Source organism: Phyllobacterium pellucidum, from assembly GCF_013327855.1.
Classification (GTDB): domain Bacteria; phylum Pseudomonadota; class Alphaproteobacteria; order Rhizobiales; family Rhizobiaceae; genus Phyllobacterium; species Phyllobacterium pellucidum.
Window position 1 is genome coordinate 290,917 of the sequence record NZ_JABUMX010000002.1, and the last position, 17,899, is coordinate 308,815.

General features: G+C 59.8%; 23 protein-coding genes. 14 read left to right on the top strand and 9 right to left on the bottom strand.

Features of this window, described 5'->3' with window-relative positions; all coding sequences use genetic code 11:
- Window position 1: 1 nt before the first annotated feature.
- The 4 genes from HQ945_RS09400 to HQ945_RS09415 are packed head-to-tail and all read right to left on the bottom strand — an operon-like array spanning window position 2 to window position 3,026.
- Window positions 2–334: an XdhC family protein gene (locus tag HQ945_RS09400; protein WP_174208043.1), complete on the bottom strand. Its 333-nt coding sequence runs from the start codon at window positions 332–334 to the stop codon at window positions 2–4.
- 20 nt (window positions 335–354) lie between these two features.
- Window positions 355–1,632: a vWA domain-containing protein gene (locus HQ945_RS09405; RefSeq protein ID WP_246272634.1), complete on the bottom strand. Its 1,278-nt coding sequence runs from the start codon at window positions 1,630–1,632 to the stop codon at window positions 355–357.
- Complete coding sequence (locus HQ945_RS09410) at window positions 1,622–2,563, bottom strand: AAA family ATPase (protein ID WP_027231615.1); 942 nt, start codon at window positions 2,561–2,563, stop codon at window positions 1,622–1,624. The genes HQ945_RS09405 and HQ945_RS09410 overlap by 11 nt, the downstream gene beginning before the upstream one ends.
- A gap of 7 nt (window positions 2,564–2,570) precedes the next feature.
- Window positions 2,571–3,026, bottom strand: a complete 456-nt coding sequence (locus HQ945_RS09415) for a flavin reductase (protein WP_051615011.1) — start codon at window positions 3,024–3,026, stop codon at window positions 2,571–2,573.
- Window positions 3,027–3,251: 225 nt separating this feature from the next.
- Here HQ945_RS09415 and HQ945_RS09420 point away from each other — a divergent pair, with 225 nt between their 5' ends.
- From HQ945_RS09420 to purB, 5 genes are all read left to right on the top strand, one after another.
- The gene (locus HQ945_RS09420; RefSeq protein WP_153669089.1) at window positions 3,252–4,331 is read left to right on the top strand and encodes a branched-chain amino acid ABC transporter substrate-binding protein; all 1,080 of its coding nucleotides are present in this window, start codon (window positions 3,252–3,254) and stop codon (window positions 4,329–4,331) included.
- Window positions 4,331–5,338, top strand: a complete 1,008-nt coding sequence (locus tag HQ945_RS09425) for a P1 family peptidase (protein WP_174208044.1) — start codon at window positions 4,331–4,333, stop codon at window positions 5,336–5,338. Before HQ945_RS09420 ends, HQ945_RS09425 begins: the two co-directional genes overlap by 1 nt.
- 70 nt (window positions 5,339–5,408) lie before the next feature.
- The gene (gene rpe / locus HQ945_RS09430; RefSeq protein ID WP_027231619.1) at window positions 5,409–6,074 is read left to right on the top strand and encodes a ribulose-phosphate 3-epimerase; all 666 of its coding nucleotides are present in this window, start codon (window positions 5,409–5,411) and stop codon (window positions 6,072–6,074) included.
- Complete coding sequence (locus HQ945_RS09435) at window positions 6,071–6,808, top strand: DUF2259 domain-containing protein (RefSeq protein WP_174208045.1); 738 nt, start codon at window positions 6,071–6,073, stop codon at window positions 6,806–6,808. The genes rpe and HQ945_RS09435 overlap by 4 nt, the downstream gene beginning before the upstream one ends.
- Before the next feature lie 90 nt (window positions 6,809–6,898).
- Window positions 6,899–8,203: an adenylosuccinate lyase gene (gene purB / locus HQ945_RS09440; protein ID WP_174208046.1), complete on the top strand. Its 1,305-nt coding sequence runs from the start codon at window positions 6,899–6,901 to the stop codon at window positions 8,201–8,203.
- 47 nt (window positions 8,204–8,250) lie between these two features.
- Here the strand turns inward: purB and HQ945_RS09445 are convergent, their stop codons facing one another.
- Window positions 8,251–9,144, bottom strand: a complete 894-nt coding sequence (locus HQ945_RS09445) for a VOC family protein (protein ID WP_174208047.1) — start codon at window positions 9,142–9,144, stop codon at window positions 8,251–8,253.
- Between the two features lie 222 nt (window positions 9,145–9,366).
- Here HQ945_RS09445 and HQ945_RS09450 point away from each other — a divergent pair, with 222 nt between their 5' ends.
- Window positions 9,367–9,915 (top strand): RBBP9/YdeN family alpha/beta hydrolase, encoded by a 549-nt coding sequence (locus HQ945_RS09450; RefSeq protein ID WP_027231623.1) that lies wholly within the window; start codon window positions 9,367–9,369, stop codon window positions 9,913–9,915.
- Here HQ945_RS09450 and HQ945_RS09455 read toward each other — a convergent pair.
- Window positions 9,912–10,679 (bottom strand): HpcH/HpaI aldolase family protein, encoded by a 768-nt coding sequence (locus tag HQ945_RS09455; RefSeq protein ID WP_027231624.1) that lies wholly within the window; start codon window positions 10,677–10,679, stop codon window positions 9,912–9,914. The two genes, HQ945_RS09450 and HQ945_RS09455, sit on opposite strands and share 4 nt — an antisense overlap.
- A 120-nt stretch (window positions 10,680–10,799) precedes the next feature.
- The gene (locus tag HQ945_RS09460) at window positions 10,800–11,117 is read right to left on the bottom strand and encodes a DUF1476 domain-containing protein (protein WP_027231625.1); all 318 of its coding nucleotides are present in this window, start codon (window positions 11,115–11,117) and stop codon (window positions 10,800–10,802) included.
- A 315-nt stretch (window positions 11,118–11,432) separates the two neighbouring features.
- Here HQ945_RS09460 and purC point away from each other — a divergent pair, with 315 nt between their 5' ends.
- The 7 genes from purC to HQ945_RS09495 all read left to right on the top strand — a co-directional run bounded on the left by purC (window position 11,433) and on the right by HQ945_RS09495 (window position 15,198).
- Window positions 11,433–12,197 carry a phosphoribosylaminoimidazolesuccinocarboxamide synthase gene (gene purC / locus HQ945_RS09465; protein WP_027231626.1) on the top strand — a complete coding sequence of 255 codons (765 nt, stop codon included), beginning with the start codon at window positions 11,433–11,435 and terminating at the stop codon, window positions 12,195–12,197.
- 34 nt (window positions 12,198–12,231) lie between these two features.
- Window positions 12,232–12,471, top strand: a complete 240-nt coding sequence (gene purS / locus HQ945_RS09470) for a phosphoribosylformylglycinamidine synthase subunit PurS (RefSeq protein WP_027231627.1) — start codon at window positions 12,232–12,234, stop codon at window positions 12,469–12,471.
- 19 nt (window positions 12,472–12,490) lie between these two features.
- On the top strand, window positions 12,491–12,700 hold the full coding sequence (locus HQ945_RS09475; protein ID WP_113280634.1) for a hypothetical protein: 210 nt from the start codon (window positions 12,491–12,493) through the stop codon (window positions 12,698–12,700).
- Entirely contained in the window at window positions 12,693–12,950 is a 258-nt protein-coding gene (locus tag HQ945_RS09480; protein WP_113280633.1) for a hypothetical protein, read from the top strand. Before HQ945_RS09475 ends, HQ945_RS09480 begins: the two co-directional genes overlap by 8 nt.
- A complete protein-coding gene (purQ, locus tag HQ945_RS09485; protein WP_113280632.1) occupies window positions 12,947–13,615 on the top strand; it encodes a phosphoribosylformylglycinamidine synthase subunit PurQ in 669 nt (222 codons plus the stop codon). The genes HQ945_RS09480 and purQ overlap by 4 nt, the downstream gene beginning before the upstream one ends.
- Window positions 13,616–14,017: 402 nt before the next feature.
- Window positions 14,018–14,677 (top strand): glutathione S-transferase family protein, encoded by a 660-nt coding sequence (locus HQ945_RS09490; protein WP_113280631.1) that lies wholly within the window; start codon window positions 14,018–14,020, stop codon window positions 14,675–14,677.
- A 104-nt stretch (window positions 14,678–14,781) separates the two neighbouring features.
- Complete coding sequence (locus HQ945_RS09495; protein WP_027231631.1) at window positions 14,782–15,198, top strand: hypothetical protein; 417 nt, start codon at window positions 14,782–14,784, stop codon at window positions 15,196–15,198.
- 529 nt (window positions 15,199–15,727) lie between these two features.
- Here HQ945_RS09495 and HQ945_RS09500 read toward each other — a convergent pair.
- On the bottom strand, window positions 15,728–15,949 hold the full coding sequence (locus tag HQ945_RS09500) for a DUF1127 domain-containing protein (protein WP_113280630.1): 222 nt from the start codon (window positions 15,947–15,949) through the stop codon (window positions 15,728–15,730).
- 84 nt (window positions 15,950–16,033) lie between these two features.
- Entirely contained in the window at window positions 16,034–16,267 is a 234-nt protein-coding gene (locus HQ945_RS09505; protein ID WP_113280629.1) for a DUF1127 domain-containing protein, read from the bottom strand.
- A 91-nt stretch (window positions 16,268–16,358) separates the two neighbouring features.
- On the opposite strand from HQ945_RS09505, the gene HQ945_RS09510 reads away from it, so the two are divergent.
- Entirely contained in the window at window positions 16,359–17,774 is a 1,416-nt protein-coding gene (locus HQ945_RS09510) for an aminotransferase-like domain-containing protein (protein WP_113280628.1), read from the top strand.
- The last annotated feature ends 125 nt before the right edge of the window (window positions 17,775–17,899 follow it).

Here is a 17,899-nt window from a genome sequence, read left to right on the forward strand (position 1 = left end):
ATCAGCCCAGCCGCTCCACATAAACCCTGATGCGTCCGCCACAGGAAAGCCCGACCTGCCATGCCGTTTCATCGGCAACCCCGAACTCGAGCATGCGCGGCTGGCCGCTCTCGATCACCTCCATGGCCTCAGCGATAACCGCGCCTTCGACGCAGCCGCCCGATACCGAACCTTCGAAATTGCCGGAGCGATCGATGACCAGATGGCTGCCGACCGGCCTTGGCGCCGACCCCCACGTCTCGATGACGGTCGCGATGGCGACATCCCGGCCATCGGACATCCAATCCTGCGCGGTCATCAGCGGATCAAGTGTTTGTTGATTGGATACCAGCATCGTCATGCCCTCCAGTAGCCTCAATATGGGTGCGATCCCGGCGCATGGGAAGGGGTCGCCCGGGCAAGCCACCGTTTCGGATCATCGTTGCGCTCGTGCGGCCGACCGAGCGCCTTGCACAGATCGTCCAGCGCTTCAAGGTTATGCACTGCGCGAAAGTCATCGACATAGGGAAGCATTGCCCGAACGCCCCGGGCGCGCGGCTCGAAGCCTTCAAAGCGCAGCAAGGGATTGAGCCAGATCAGACGCCGGCACGATTTCGACAGCCGCTCCATCTCCGCTTCGAGTTCGCTTGTATCCTCCCGCTCAAGACCATCGGTAATGAGCAGGACCACGGCGCCCTGGGTCAGGACGCGGCGCGACCATTGCCTGTTGAATTCATGCAATGTCTCACCGATGCGCGTGCCGCCGGACCAGTCTTTTACAACATCGGTGCACCGCGCAATGGCATCGTCAGGATCGCGGTAGCGCAATGGGCGCGTAATGTTGCTGAGACGCGTGCCGAAGACGAAACAATGGACTCGCCGTCGCCTCTCCATGATCGCATGCATGAAATGCAGAAAGATGCGCGTGTACTGGCTCATCGAGCCGGATATATCCGCAAGTACGACGAGCGGCGGGTGCACGACGCGGCGCGATCGAAACTTTGGCAGGATCAGATCGCCTCCCGTGCGCAGACTTGCCCGCATCATGGCCCGCGGGTCGATGCGCCTCCCACGCGGATCGCTGCGGTAGCGCCTGGTTTCGACCTGGTCGAGCGGCAGGGTGAGTTCGCTCATGGCGCGTCGCGCCTCAACGAGCTCAGCGGCGCTCATCTGCGCAAAATCCTTGGCCCGCAAGACTTCCTTGCCGGAAAATGTAAAGCGGGCGTCGATATCGATCTCTGGCGGCCGTTGACCCGGTTCTGGCTGACCATTTCCCCTGAGCAACGCCTCGGCGACCCGCGCTTCGGCAGCCCTTGACCGTTCACGGTCCTGCGCCATCGCGACCGGGGAGAACATTGCCAGCATCTTTTCGATCAGTTCGCGCGAGCGCCAATAAAGGCGGAACGCCTCGTCAAATGTCGCGTGGTCCTCGCGGCGCGTTACGAAAACACTGTGCAGTGTCCAGTAGAAATCATCCCTCGAGCCGATGCCACCGAAGAGCACCGCCTGGATTGCATCCTGGACCGAGGCTGGACCGACGCGCATGCCTGCCTTGCGCAGGGTCCGGGCGAAATAGACGATATTGTCCGCAAGATGACTGCCCGAACCCGCCGCCTGCGGTGATCGTTCGAGCGCCGCCATGTCAGACGGCATTCAAGCTGGCTTGGCGTATCTCCAACTTGACTTCGTCAAGGATGCGGCGCCCCTCGCCGCCGGCGATGCGGGCAATGTCGTCCTGATATTTCAGGAGCACGCCGATCGTATCGGATACGGCTTCAGGATCGAGGGCGAGCTTGTCCATCTCCGTCAGGGCTCCGGCCCAGTCGATGGTCTCGGCTACGCCCGGCAACTTGAAGAGGTCGACTTCGCGCAGCTTTTGGACATAGCGGACGATCTCGTCCGAGAGGCGCTCATTGGCGGCCGGCACCTTGCGGCGGACGATTTCGAGCTCGCGTTCCGCCGAGGGGTAATCCACCCAGTGGTAGAGGCAGCGCCGCTTCAGCGCGTCATGTATTTCACGTGTACGATTGGTGGTTATGATAACAAGCGGCGGCTCATTCGCCCGAATGGTGCCAAGCTCCGGAATTGTCACCTGATAATCCGACAGCACTTCAAGCAGGAAGGCTTCGAACGCCTCGTCCGTGCGGTCGAGTTCATCAATCAGGAAGACCGGCGCTTTGCCCTGCTCGCCCGAAAGCGCCTGCAGCACCGGCCTCCGGATCAGGAACTTTTCGGAAAACACGTTCCGCTCGATCGCATTCTTGTCGATGACGCCGCTCGCCTCGTCGAGCCGGATCTCGATCATCTGCGCCGCATAGTTCCACTCGTAGACCGCCGAGGATACGTCGAGGCCCTCATAGCACTGCAGCCGGATAAGCGGACGGCCGAGGGTCGTCGCCAGCACCTTGGCGATCTCTGTCTTGCCGACTCCCGCCTCGCCTTCAAGAAACAGGGGGCGCTTCATGCGCAAGCTCAGGAACAAGACGGTCGCCAAGGCCCGGTCCGCAACGTACCCGCCGGATTCGAGCAGGGCCAAGGTGGCCTCGATCGATTGCGGCAGGGACGAAACGGCTTGCTTGCCCATGCTGGTCCTAGTCTCCGGCGGAGTGGTACGATCGGTTGAGATAGATCAGGGATTTGGCCGGATCACCCATGTTGAGCGCCGTCACCTTGCCATAGATCACGTAGTGGGTGGCGACCTCGTGCGTGGCGACGATGCGGCAGTCAAAGCTTGCCAATGCATCGACGAGAACGGGCGCACCTGTCTGCAACGTGTGCCAGTGGCCGAGGGAGAACCTGTCCTGCTGCGCAAGATCGCCCCTGCCGGAAAAGGCTTCGGACAGAGCCTGCTGGCCAAGCGAGAGGGTGTTCAGCGCAAAGACCTGGTTTTCGATGAAGAGATGATTGAGTTCATGCTCGCGGTTGAGGCAGACGAGCATCGTTGCAGGATTGTCGGAAACGGAACAGACAGCCGAAACCGTCACGCCACGACGTCCGGCCGGACCATCGGTCGTGATAATATGCACGGCTTCCGCGAAATGGCTCATCGCATTGCGGAACGCGAGCGGCTCGATCTTCTGATCCTTGGCTATAAGCAAATTTTCAATTCCGTATCTGCAGCATCAGTATCGCAACAATCGCCACAACCAAAGAGTGCGGACAAATTTTTGTTCGATCCTATTATTATATAGACCCCAATTGCGCGGAATGAAGGAAACAGTTACCGAAATAATGTAACTGGTTACCATACAACACGAAATGGCCCGCTCTTGATGAATCGCTTGCTACGCGCCGCAACATTCCTTGGCCTTCTGGTCTCGAGTGTCGCACATGCGGAGGACAGGATTGGCGTTATTGCGCCGCTTTCGGGTCCCTTTGCGCGCCTCGGCATGCAAGTGGTCGATGGCAGCACCGTGGCGGTAAACACTGCCGGAAAAGGCCAGGCGATATCGATCACCACCGCCGACGACAAGTGCGACGCAGCCGGTGGCGAGGCCGCTGCGAGGCAGATGGTACAGGCCAACGTCATGATCGTCGTCGGCTTCCTTTGCGCCGACGCATTGGAAGCGGCTTTGCCTATCCTCAACCAGAAGGGCATTCCGGTCATAAGTCCGGGGGTGCGGTCGCGAACACTGACCGAACGGCGAGCCGAGCAACCTTATGCAGTTTTCCGGCTCGCTCCGTCCGAACAGAGCGAGGTAACGGAAACCGGCGATATTCTTGCGCAGCTATGGCATTCCACACCCTTCGCGATCATTGACGATGGCACCATCTTCGGCCGTGAACTTGCCTCCGGCGTGCGCGCGCGGCTTGAGGAGAAGGGCCTGAAGCCGGTTTTTGCCGATACGTATCGCCCTGGCCTCGACAATCAGAACGCACTGGTCGGCCGGCTCAAGCGCGCGGGCGCCACGCAGGTTTTCGTCGGCGGCGAGCGCGACGACGTTGCTGCCATCGGGCGCAGCGCCGTCGCCCTGTCCTACCCGCTCACCATCGTCAGCGGCGAGGCGCTCGGTACTGTCGGCAACGGGAGCGACCTTGCCGCCGGAACCCTGATGATAGCACCGCGCGACGCGGAAAAGCTCGACAGCGCCCGCAACGCGAAAAACGCTGTCGAGCTTGCCGGGAAAGTCCCGGAAGGCTACGTCATACCGGCCTATGCCGCGACCGAGATCGCCTTGCAGGTTCTTGCCGGTGCGCAGGCGCAGCCGGGTTCCCTCAGCGAACTCCTGCACAAGAATGCTTTTGAGACAGCGCTGGGCTCCGTCCAGTTTGACGCCCTGGGCGAGCGGATCGCGGATACTTACTGGGTGCAGAAGTTCGACGGAACGCAATTCGTCCTGGAGGCCAAGTGATGGCCGGCGTCAAGCCAGGTGCGCGCAACCTCATCACCGATGTGGCTGGCCTGCGTGTCGGCAATGCGAGCGACGAAAAGGTAAAGTCCGGCACGACCGTGATCCTCTGCGATACGCCGGCGACCGCCGCCGTGCAGGTTCTCGGCGGCGCCCCGGGAACGCGTGAAACCGACCTTCTCGAACCGCACAACACGGTTGAATCGATCAACGCGCTTGTACTGTCGGGTGGCTCTGCTTTTGGGCTCGACGCAGCCTCGGGCGTTCAGGCGGCGCTGCGCGAAAAGGGTGTCGGCTTCGAGGTCGGCGGTCACCGCATTCCGATCGTTCCGGCTGCGATCCTCTTCGACATGATGAATGGGGGCGACAAGGATTGGGGACGCTTCCCGCCCTATCGCGAACTTGGCTACGCCGCCGTCCAGTCGGCATCGCCCGCATTCGAAATCGGGACCGCCGGAGCTGGTACCGGCGCGACTGTGGCCGGGTTGAAGGGCGGGCTCGGCTCAGCCTCTTCAATGCTGGCGAGCGGCGCGACCATCGGCGCGCTCGTTGCGGTTAACGCGCTTGGGTCGGTAACACTAGGACAAGGTAAGCATTTCTGGGCCGCGCCTTTTGAAATCGGCGCAGAGTTCGGGGGTCATGGCCTGCCCCATCCGCTTCCCGCCAACACCAGTGAAATAAAAACCAAATTCAGCGAAGCAACGGGCTCGAACACCACTATCGGCGTCATCGCGACCGATCTTGTGCTGACCAAGGCGCAGGCCAAGCGACTGGCCATCGCGGCCCATGACGGATTTGCCCGTGCCATCTGGCCTTCCCATACGCCATTTGACGGCGACCTCATATTCGCACTTGCGACCGGCACGAGCGGCCGCATGCCGGAGGTTGGTGAATTCATCGATCTTTGCGCGGCAGCCGCTTCGACCATGTCACGGGCGATTGCCCGCGGCATATACGCCGCGACGCCAGCCGCGAACGATCCCTATCCGGTGTGGAAATCGCTGATCTAGACCGGTTTCGGTTGTGCCACCGGAACGCGCATGGTAACGGCGCGCAAGTTTTAAACTCCGGAGACTGAACATGAGCCGTCCGCTCGTCATTGCCCCATCCATTCTCGCGTCGGATTTTTCCAAGCTCGGCGCGGAAGTAACGAGCGTCCTCGACGCGGGCGCCGATTGGGTGCACATCGATGTCATGGACGGGCACTTCGTTCCGAACATCACCTTTGGCCCGGAGGTGGTCAAGGCCATCCGCCCGTTGACGGACGCGGTTTTCGATACGCACCTGATGATTGCACCCTGCGATCCATATCTTGAAGCCTTCGCCAAGGCCGGCTCCGATATCCTCACCGTTCATGCCGAAGCCGGCCCGCACCTGCACCGTTCGCTGCAAACGATCCGCGCACTTGGCAAGAAGGCTGGCGTTGCGCTGAACCCCGCAACCCCGGAATCGGCTATTGAGTACGTCCTGGACGATATCGATCTCATCCTGGTCATGACGGTGAACCCCGGCTTCGGCGGCCAGAAATTCATCCACGAGACGCTGGAAAAGATACGCAAAATCAAGGCGATGATCGGTGATAGGCCGATCGATCTTGAAGTCGATGGCGGCGTCACCGCCGAAACAGCTGCGCTTGCCGCGGCGGCCGGCGCAAATGCCCTGGTTGCCGGATCCTCAGTATTCAAGGGCGCATCTTACCGCGGTAACATCGATCTCATTCGCAATGCCTGCGTGAACAGCGCGTGAGCCCGTATCGCCGACTTGCCATCGGTTTGCTGCTCGGTCTGTTTCCAGCGGCAACTGCATCATATGCAGGCGATGCGGCGAAGCTTAATATTCTCGGCTTCTCCAAGGATGGCGGCGTTTTCGCCTTCGAGGAATACGGTATTCAGGACGGTTCCGGCTTTCCCTATGCCAACCGGTTCTACATCGATACCGCAAGCGACAAGTTCCTGCCAAAGACGCCGGTGCGCGTCCGCCTCGACGATGAGCATTCTTCGCTCGAAGAGGCGCGCGATAAGGCTGCGCGGGATGCGCAGGGCCTGACATCGCTCACCGACGTTGAGTTGCGGGCAAACATCGGCTTTACCGTAGCTTCGAATCCGGTAACCGAGCTTTCTGCCGATCCCTTTAAGGTAAGGGTGAACCCCCGGCCGATTTTTCCGGCGCTTGATCCAGCCCTCGCCATCACGCTCGAGGAAATCGCCGCGCCAGCAAGCGAGATGTGCCAGAACATGGGCGATATCAAGGGGTTTCGCCTGACACTTGCCGATGACAAGCCCGGCGCTGCGCCGCAGTTGCTCCATGCCGACGAAACGGTACCGACAAGCCGGGGCTGCCCGCTCGGTTACAGCATCGGCGCCGTGCAAACCTACTATCCTCAAGGCGCATCGCCGGTTGTTGCCGTTCTTGTCGCCATTAGGGCGTTCGGCTTCGAAGGTCCCGATCACCGCTGGATGGCCGTGACCACGCGCCGCTAGCTGCGCCGACCACGAAAACCTGCGTTGAGCGATCGGCAAAGGTCTGATAGACCGCACTCAACTTTTAATTCTTCGCCGACAGGAACACATATGATCCCGCGCTATTCGCGGCCGGAAATGGTCGCCATCTGGTCCCCGGAAACTAAATTCCGCATCTGGTTCGAAATCGAGGCGCATGCCTGCGATGCGCTTGCCGAACTCGGCGTCATCCCCAAGGAAGCGGCGAAAACCATCTGGGAAAAGGGCGGCAAGGCAACGTTCGACATCGACCGCATCGACGATATCGAGCGTGAGACCAAGCACGATGTTATCGCGTTCCTGACCCACCTTGCCGAGATTGTCGGTCCGGATGCGCGCTTCGTCCATCAGGGCATGACGTCCTCGGACGTCCTCGACACCTGCTTCAACGTGCAGCTCATGCGCGCAAGCGATATCCTTCTCGCCGACCTTGACAAGCTTCTCGCCGCCCTGAAGACCCGCGCCTTCGAGCACAAGGATACCGTCACCATCGGGCGCAGCCATGGCATCCATGCCGAGCCGACCACCTTCGGCGTGAAGCTCGCCCAGGCCTATGCCGAGTTCGAACGCTGCCGCAGCCGCCTCGTCGCGGCGCGGGCCGAGATCGCCACCTGCGCCATATCCGGTGCCGTGGGGACATTCGCCAATATCGATCCATACGTTGAAGAACATGTGGCCAAGGCATTGGGAATGCAGCCGGAACGAGTTTCGACACAGGTCATTCCGCGCGACCGCCACGCCATGTACTTTGCCACCCTTGGCGTCATCGCTTCATCGATCGAACGGCTGTCCGTTGAAATCCGCCACCTGCAGCGCACCGAAGTCCTAGAAGCCGAAGAGTATTTCTCTCCGGGCCAGAAGGGTTCTTCGGCCATGCCGCACAAGCGCAATCCCGTCCTCACCGAGAACATGACCGGCCTTGCCCGCATGGTCCGCGCCTTCGCCCTGCCGGCGATGGAAAATGTTGCACTTTGGCACGAACGCGACATCTCGCATTCGTCCGTCGAGCGCATGATCGGTCCGGATGCGACGATCACCCTCGACTTCGCACTGGCCCGTCTCACCGGCGTCATCGAGAAGCTTCTCGTCTACCCGGACAACATGCTCAAGAACATGAACAGGTTCCGGGGCCTCATCCACTCGCAGCGCGTGCTGCTCGCCCTCACCCAGGCCGGCGTGTCGCGTGAGGATTCATACCGGCTGGTGCAGCGAAACGCCATGAAGGTGTGGGAACAGGGCAAGGATTTTCTCGAAGAGCTTCTGGCCGATGCGGACGTGCGTGCGGCCCTCCCCGAAGAGACAATCCGCGAGAAGTTCGACCTCGGCTACCATACCAAGCATGTCGATACGATCTTCAAGCGCGTATTCGGAAACTGATGCAGCAAACGCTCGACCTTAAAGGCCGAGCGTTTGCCAAATGGCGATCAGCCGCGTTTGGCGGGAACGATGCGGATCACATTGCCCCAGGGGTCGACGATTTCGCGTTCGTCATTGGCCGTAGCCGAGCTGAATTCCGCCCAGGCAAGCCCCGAGCGGTCATTGTCCCGCCGCCCCGCGCCGCGGCTTTGCCATGAATTTGCCGCGACGTGGTGGTGATAGCCGCCCGTCGACATGAACACGGCGCTGCCGCCGAAGCCCGCCACGGTTTCGAGACCAAGCTCCTTGTGCCACCATGCCTCCGCGTCCTTGGCATTGCCGACGCGCAAATGCAGGTGTCCAACCATTGTGCCGTATGGAGCCGACGACCAGGGCGTCTCGCTGCCGGGTTCCGCAACCAGGCTGCCTACATTGAGCGCCTCTGTGCCCATTGCCACCGACGAACCGTTCCAGGTCCAGCTCTCATGCGGGCGGTCCGCATATATCTCGATGCCGTTGCCCTCGGGATCGGTCAGGTAGATCGCCTCGCTGACAAGATGATCGGAAGCACCGACGATAGGCGTGCGCTTTTCGATGGCGCGCTTGGCCCAGCGGGCAAGATCAGCGCGGGCCGGTAGAAGGAATGCGGTGTGGTAAAGGCCGGCGCTGTGAGGATCGTCCGCGCGCACCGCATCTGCCTGCTCGATCTCAAGCAAGGGCGTTTCCCCCGTTCCGAGAGTGACCGATTGACCTTTGCGCGAAATCTCGCGCAGGCCCACGACCTCCTGGTAATATTTTGCCAGCGTGTCGGCGTCCTTGGCCTTGATGCCGACCTTCGACACGTGGACCGGCGCCGTTGCCGCAAAAGATGTGTTTTCCATTCTCGTCTCCGCGCGGGCAGTTCCCGCTGTTGCGACGAAAGCAATAGACCCACCAACCAGTTCCCGGCGTGTGATCGCCATGCTTTCCTCGAAAAAATCTCGTTCGCAGTAAGGTCGGATTTATCGGCGCTTGATACAAGCCGAAAGCAGCGAACAGCTTGTTCACAGATAATGAACTTAAAAGGCATGATTGTTTACTAACAATGCGAGCCCGGTGAAGGCGCCCTCATTCCTGCCACTTCCCTGAGCGTGCTACACTTTTGGAATGTTGCGATCCCGAAGTGATTCTCCTAAATACGCCGCATGAAAGTCAAAGACGTCGATATTCTCATCGTTCCCGGTTACACCAATTCCGGCCCCGATCACTGGCAGACCCGCTGGGAAGCCAAGCTATCGACGGCGCGCCGCGTCGAGCAGGCGGAGTGGACGAAACCGGTGCGCGAGGACTGGGTGGCCGCGGTCGTCAAGGCGGTCGATGCGGCGACAAAACCCGTGGTGATCGTCGCCCATTCGCTTGGCGTTCCGACGTTCGTCCATGCAATTCCCGAGATCGGCGACAAGGTGAAGGGCGCGTTTCTCGTCACCCCGCCCGACGTTTCGAACCCGAAGATCAGGCCAAAGCACCTGATGACGTTCGGCCCCTACCCGCGCGAACCTTTCACCTTTCCTTCGATTGTCGTTGCCAGCCGCAACGATCACTATTGCGACTATGCGGTCGCCGAGGACCTTGCCGCCGCCTGGGGATCGCTTTTCATCGATGCAGGCGAATCCGGCCACCTCAACGCCGAATCCGGCCATGGCCCCTGGCCGGAAGGCTCGATGGTCTTCGCGCAGTTCCTGTCGCGGCTTTAGGCTTTCTTCAGCCCATCAAGGATGCTTTGCACGCCGAGTGTCAGGTAGCCCGTATCAACGGCAAGCGCCAGGTAAGTATAGCCGAGCGCACTGAAGCGATTGGCCATGTCGGCGTTCGCCGCATAGATCGCGGCGAACTTGCCAGCGGCCTTGGTTTTGGCGGCAATTTTTGTCAGTGGCTCAATGATTGCGTCCGAAGCTGCATTGACCTCGGCGCCCCTGCTCCAGGCGATGGAAAAATCCGACGGGCCGACGAAAATGCCGTCAATGCCTTCGACGCCCAGAATGTCGTCCAATACCTCGTAGGCGGCGATGGTTTCTATCATTGCAAAGGCCAGCGTCGACTCATTGGACTCGCGCAGATACGCGCCGGAGCCGCCCTCCCCATAGCTCGCGGGCCGACCGCGCAATTGTCCCCATGACCGTTCGCCCAGCGGCGGATATTTCATCGAAGCAGCTAAAAGCCGCGCATCCTCGACGCTATTGATCATGGGCGCCACCACGGCATCGACCCCGATGTCGAGCGCGCGGCTGGCCATGTCGAAACGTCCGACCGGGATACGCACCAATGCCGGCTTCTGGTTTGCGCGCAGGACGCCGGTCAGCGCGACGACGCTCGCCGTGTCGTGGGCGCCGTGCTGCATATCGAGAAGCACCGCATCGAGCGGGGTTCGGCACAGGGCTTCCATGACCAGTGGATCGGTCACGCTCGACCAGCCGGAATAGAGTGTCTCCCCAGCCCTCAGGCGCGACGCAAATGACATGTTTCTCATCCTTCTTCGATTTCGCGGCGGAGTATGGGAAACGCCGCCACGGCGGGTCAAGTCACCGCCATGAAAAAAGCCCGGCGCTGTGGCCGGGCTTTTGGGTTCATAAGGCTCGGATCAGGAACCTTCGATCTGGCGGATCGCCTCGACCATCAGTTCTTCCATGGTGCGGCGGATACGATGGTCGGACGTGTCGATACCCGCCGTGTCGAAATCAGCGCGGATCTTGCGGAAGACATCGTCGTCACCAGCTTCCTGGAAATCCGCCTTGATGACTTCCTTTACATAGGCATCCGCTTCGTCACCGCTCTTGCCAAGCTTTTCGGCCGCCCATTGACCGAGGAGCTTGTTGCGGCGGGCCTCCGCCCTGAAACGCAGTTCTGCGTCATGCGCATACTTGTTTTCAAAGGCGTTTTTGCGATCTTCCATTGTCATCCTCAGTTGCTCCCGCAATATGATCGGTTGGTTCAATGCTTAAACTACATCCGGGCCTTGGGCGTTTTTCAGGCAGTTCCCCAATGTTTTCGCTTCTTGGGTTCATATAGCCATTCTGCACGAAATCGAAAGACCGAAATGAACCGCTGGAATCAATTTGTCGTAGATCGTTCATGGAGCACCTATATTCCACAAATCAGCGCACCTTAACAAAGGATCATTGTAGAATGCTTGCTTTTACGATAGTTAGCGCGCCAACATGACGGCGCTGCTAAGAACCGGGGCCGACCGATAACTCCAATACCGAGATTTGCAATGAACCGTCGCCGCCGTGTCTACGAAGGCAAAGCCAAAATCCTTTATGAAGGACCAGAGCCAGGCACACTCGTCCAGCACTTCAAAGACGACACCACCGTGCTGCATCCCAAGAAATCGGAAGTGATCGACGGCAAGGGCGTCCTCAACAACCGCATTTCCGAGTATATCTTCAGCCAGCTCAACCGCATGGGCATCCCGACGCATTTCATCCGCCGGCTCAACATGCGCGAACAGCTGATCAAGGAAGTCGAGATCATTCCGCTCCAGGTCGTCGTGCGCAATATCGCCGCCGGTTCGCTGGCCAAGCGTCTCGGCATCGAGGAAGGCACCGTACTTCCGCGGTCGATCATCGAGTTCTACTACAAGAATGACGAGCTCGACGATCCTATGGTTTCGGAAGAGCACATCACGGCGTTCGGCTGGGCTGCACCCCAGGAAATTGACGACATCATGGCGCTTGCCATCCGCGTCAATGATTTCCTGAGCGGCCTTTTCCTCGGTGTCGGCATCCAGCTCGTCGATTTCAAGATCGAATGCGGCCGTCTCTACGAAGGCGATCTCATGCGGATCGTTCTCGCCGACGAATTCTCGCCGGATTCGGCACGGCTTTGGGACAGCCAGACCGCTGAGAAACTCGACAAGGACCGGTTCCGCCGCGACATGGGCGGGCTTATCGAAGCCTACCAGGAAGTCGCGCGCCGTCTCGGCATCATGAATGAAAACGAGCCGACCCGCCCCGCGGGACCGGTTCTGGTCAAATAAGCACTCATCCAATCAGCTCGGAGAAGACAAGTCGATGAAGGCACGTGTCACTGTAACCCTGAAGAATGGCGTTCTCGATCCGCAGGGCAAGGCAATTGTCGGCGCATTGGGCAGTCTCGGTTTTGATGGCGTTGGTTCCGTGCGCCAGGGCAAGGTGTTCGACGTCGAACTCAACACGTCCGACCGCGCCGCGGCCGAAGCCAATCTCAAGGCGATGTGCGAGAAGCTCCTCGCAAATACGGTGATCGAAGATTATAGTGTGGCGATTGATTGATCACTTTTGAGGATTCGCCATGGACGCTGCCACGACCGAGAAGATCTATTTGGAATTGCTTGAGCTCGACCGTCGCCTGCAGGAACTCGTTGAAGAAATGCAGGGATTGACCTTTGAAATGCGCGAGACCCGCAAAGTGCTCGCCGAGGGACAAGCCCGCAACGACGCGCTGAAGCAAAAGCTGTTTGGCAATCGTTTCCAAAGCGCCGAGATGGTTGCACATGGCTGACGCAACACAGGATTTCGTGCACGAACTTCTGCGTCGTTTTCATCAGCGGGTCGACAAGGCCGACGCCAGCATTCGGGACTTGCGGCACGAAACAAGCGCTATTCGTCTTCTGACCCAGGCCTGTCAAAGCGACATCAACAATGTCTATACCATGCTTCATCAGCATGAGGACCGTCTCGATCGCATCGAAAACCGTCTCGAACTTCGGGAACTCGCGGAAGCACAAGCAAGGTTTGAACCACACCCATGAAATCAGCAGTCGTTCTTCTCCCCGGCCTCAATCGTGACCGCGACATGATCGCGGCCTTGACCGACGTCTCCGGAGTCGCGCCCGAAACGGTGTGGCAGACGGACACCGAGATCCCCGATGTCGACCTTATCGTCATTCCTGGCGGGTTCTCCTATGGCGATTATCTGCGCTGCGGCGCTATCGCGGCGCGTATGCCGGTCATGCAGGCAATTCGCGAGAAGGCGAACAAGGGCGTCATGGTCATGGGCGTTTGCAACGGCTTCCAGATTCTCGTCGAGGCTGGCCTGCTGCCTGGCGCGCTGATGCGCAATGCGTCGCTGAAATTCGTCTGCCGCCAGGTGAAGCTCGAAGTCACCAATGCCAACACCGCATTTACGCGCGGCTATTCGCAGGGCCAGATCATCCGCACCCCCGTCGCCCATCATGATGGCAACTATTTTGCCGACGCGGAAACGCTTGCCCGTCTCGAAGGCAACGGCCAGGTGGTCTTCCGCTACGCCGAGGGCACCAATCCCAACGGCTCGATCAACGATATTGCCGGGGTCGTCAACGAAGCGGGCAATGTGCTCGGTCTCATGCCCCATCCGGAAAACCTTATCGAAGCTGCGCATGGCGGCACTGACGGACGCGCCCTTTTTGCCGGTATCCTCGGAGTGGCTGCCTAAGAACTTCTGAACAAAGTCATCAGCGTCCAGATTCTGAACGAGTTCACGCATGTCGCCCGCCGCAAGCTGCGCATGGATTGGACAGAAACCGAGGAGGCGCTTTCACTTATACGCCGTCTGTGCCCCACCGTCGTGTCACACTCGACCTACCCACGCACGACGCAGCGATCAGGATTGCGCGTCGTTATAATCTTCAGCTCTTCGATTCCCTCGTTGTCGCTTGCGCCATCAACAGCGGCAGTTCGGTGCTCTGGTCCGAAGATATGGGGGATGGAATGACCATAGATCGCCTGACAATCAGCAATCCGTTTGGTCGTCCTTGATATCGCCCGCCATTTCGTTAGGCTCCTGCAGGAGCCCGGCAAATCATAGAAATAGCCGGCTCAATTGGAGGAAAGTTCAATGAAGCTATATTCCCGGCCGCTATCTCCCTATTCCTCCATCATCCGTTGCATTGCCTATTACAAGCAGGCGCCGATCAAGATCGTTGCACCGCCGCCCGGCTCGCCCATCCCGGAGGAATTTCGCGCGATTTCGCCTTTCAATCGTATCCCGGTCCTGATTACCGGCTCTGGCCTTACGGTGATCGAAGCCACCGTCATTGCCGAGTATCTGGAAGAGCATTTTCCCGAACCGCCACTTTTGCCGGCCGACTCGCGCGACCGCGCTATTGTGCGGATGCTGGCGCGCGCGGCGGAGCTCGAGGTGCTCGTGCCCACCATGGAACTCCTTGAACTGCTGTTCATGAAGTCGAAGGACGAGGCGCGCATCAGCAAATTGTTCAAGCAGTTGGAGATCGGTCTTGCGGAAGTAGAAAACCGGCTCGGCCATGGACCTTATGCGCTCGGTGAAGAGATGACGCTCGCCGATGCATGGCTGACGCCGACCCGATTTGTCATGAACCCCTTCCGCCAATTGGCAGACCGGCCCGACCTGCTCGCTCCCTACCCGAGGTTCGACGCGCTGGAGCAACGGATTGTTCAGGATCCGGTGCTATCGCTCGTCTGGTACGAGATGGTGGACGGCCTGAAAATATTCCTCGGGGAGCTCGAAACCGCCTGATCCCCTTTCCCGCATAATCCCGGTGCCGAACAGTGGCTCCGGATAGCTTATGCATAGATGTCCTCTGCGCCCACGCGAAGTGGCGCAGTCGTGGAGAACGCCGCATGAAGACGCCGACGATCGGTATTGCCCTGATGATTTCGCTCGCTGCACTCGCCGGATGCCAATCCAAGAGCAAGCCTGGACCGGGCAGCCTTGCCTTCAATTCTGAGAAGGCCGCGCTGCCAACGATGGAACGCGTTGCGCTTGCCGCCAATGCCTGCTGGTTCAAATCCGGCGATGCAACATTCAAGCCCTACCGTCTCGCCCCCGAACTCGATTCCTATTCGGGAAGGCCGCGCATCCTCGTCGTACCGGCGAGCAATCCCGGAGGACGGCCTTTGCTCGTCGTTCATGCCGAGGGCAACCCTGCAAAGGTCGAGGCGTTTGGTCCGCTGATGATGCATTCTTCCGGCAATCGCATTGCAGCAGACGTTCGCCGCTGGGCCAGCGGGCAGTCGTCCTGCGCAGCGAGCGGTTAGAGTCGCGATCATCGTTAGCGTTGCCCGGGCCTCCCTCTCCACCGTCGTGCACGCCTCCCTATCCACCGTCATCCTCGGGCCCTTGACCCGAGGACCCATTTTTCCTTTCGACGGTCAACAGCTTCCAGGTGGATTCGGGCCAAGGGCTCGTGGATGACGGAAAGGGCGGTGAATATTCGCCACGAGCGTCTCGTGCCGAGAAACCCTATTCTGGCGACAGGCTCTGCACCACCGATCCTCTCGGCGTTGCACGCGCCTCCTCGCCGCCGTCATGCAGGCGCCCCCTCGCCACCGTCATGCAGGCGCCCCCTCTCCACCGTCATGCAGGCGCCCCCTCTCCACCGTCATCCTCGGGCCCTTGACCCGAGGACCCATTTTTCCTTTCGACGGTCAACAGCTTCCAAGTGGATCCTCGGGCCAAGTCCCCGAGGATGACGCAAAGGGGGTAAAATATACCGCGGAAATGGTTTCCAGGCGGATCCTCGGACCTACAGCCCGAAGATAACGTCGGTAGGACTGATAGCGGGGATTATCCCGAGAAGTAGTTACCGAGATCGGCTTCGAAGTGATCGCGCGTTAGGCCGAGGTCCTTAAGCCCGTCTTCGCCGAGGGAGCCAAGCTCAAGCCGCGACCGCCGCCGGTCGATTGCATTTCCCACCCAGCCAAACAGACGGCCGAAACGGTTGCTCTGCGCATGTACTGCCAAGCCTGGATGAACGGGCCTGGCGGGATCGATATAGGTCGTACCCATTACTGCCTCCAAATGTCATCACTTGCGTAATATCTCGTCATAAGCGTTGCGCCGAACAAGAGCGCGCGGCGCCCGCACGTTGCATCAATCCCAGAAGAAGCGCTTCACCTCGCGTCGCGCTTCGGCAGGTGCAATGCCAATGTCTTCGAGTAGTTCGTTGCTCAGCTCGCTAAGATGCATGCGCGTGCGCCGCTTCAACATTGCGCGACCAAACCAATTGACGAGCGCAACAATTGTCACGGTCCGCGAGGGTGTCGATGACCGACGAATTTCGCTCGTGCCAGCGCGATCCGCGCCTATTGTCTCTATTGTGCTCATAATTGGCTCCTTTAAGCCCATCATTGACTCTTATTGTATGATTGTCTCTATGTATTGACTCAATTGGAAGCGCAATATATTAATTGTCACCATGACAAATTGGCTTCCGAATCTTGAACCTGGCAAAGGCCCGCTTTATTTGCAGTTGGCCGAACGTATTGAATCCGACATCGCCGAGGGCGTGCTTGCCCCCGGCACGAAGCTTCCGCCGCAGCGCAACCTTGCCTTCGATATCGGTGTCACGATTGGCACCGTCGGCCGTGCTTACAATCTCATTCGGGAGCGAGGCCTCGTCAGCGGCGAAGTCGGTCGTGGGACATACGTCACCGAGCGCAGGGAGCCGGCACTTGAACAGCCCTCCCCACGCACCGAGACGTTTGGCGGTACGCGCAACCAGGCGGTCGAACCGGGCAGAATACGGCTCGATAGTACGGCCGCCATCGACGTCGGCCAATCGGAAGCGATGGCAGGGTTGCTGGCTGGCATCACCAAGCAATATCCCTCGGAGGTCGCAAGCTATTGCCGCACCCTGCCCGCCTCTTGGCAGGCAGCAGGCAGCCGCTGGCTTTCAGCAGCGGGATGGGCGCCGGAGCCCGCTTCGATTGTTCCGACCCTTGGTGCTCACTCCGCGATTCTCGCAATCATCGCCGCCGTAACGGTTCCCGGCGACCGCATCGCTTTCGAGGAACTTACCTATTGCTCGGCTGCCCGCAGCGCCAACCTCATGGGACGGCGAAGCATCATCATACATGCTGAGAGCGGCTCGCTCACCCCTGGCGATTTCGAACGGCATTGCGCCCAGCAGCACCCGAAGCTCGTCTTCCTGATGCCTTCGTTGCACAATCCAACGGCCGCCACCATGCCGGAAGACGACCGGCGCGCGATTGTCGATATTGCGCGGCGCTACAATGTCTGGCTCATCGAAGACGAGATCTACGGTTCGCTCACCCGCCACGATCATGTCAATCTTGCCGAACTCGCGCCGGAGCGGACATTTCATATCGGCGGGCTGTCGAAATCCGTGGCCGCCGGCATTCGCAGCGGCTGGGTCGCCTGCCCGCCTCACCTCTCGGCCCGCGTCCTCACGGCCCACAAGATGGTCAGCGGCGGCGTTCCCTTCATGATGATGGAGCTCAGCGCCCAACTGGTCAATACCGGCGAAGCTGACAGCATCCGCAACGAGGTATGCGCGGAAGTGAACGCACGCGAGGCTTTGGCGCGCTCCGTCTTCACCGGTATGGAATTCGCGTCGCAGCCGCATTCTCCATTCCTGTGGATGAAACTGCCTGATCCATGGCTGTCCGGCACGTTCAAGAATGCCGCGCTCAATGAGGGCGTCATGATTGACGACGAGGACGAGTTCAAGGCCGGACGAAGCGAAAAGGTATTTCACCGTGTTCGCGTCGGCCTGACCGTCCCGACGACCCGACAGGAGCTCGGCCAGGGTCTGTCGGTGTTGCGCCGCCTGATGGAGTCCGACAACGCGAGCTACGATAGCTATTCGTGAAGTGAGTAGTGAGCGAGTGAGTAGTTAAGCGAGGGCGTCTTTGGGTAGGTAGGTGGACACCTGTCGGTGCGTGCGTGACTGTATAATCCTCGCCCTTCGAATGATGGGTGCTTTCCGCGCATGAC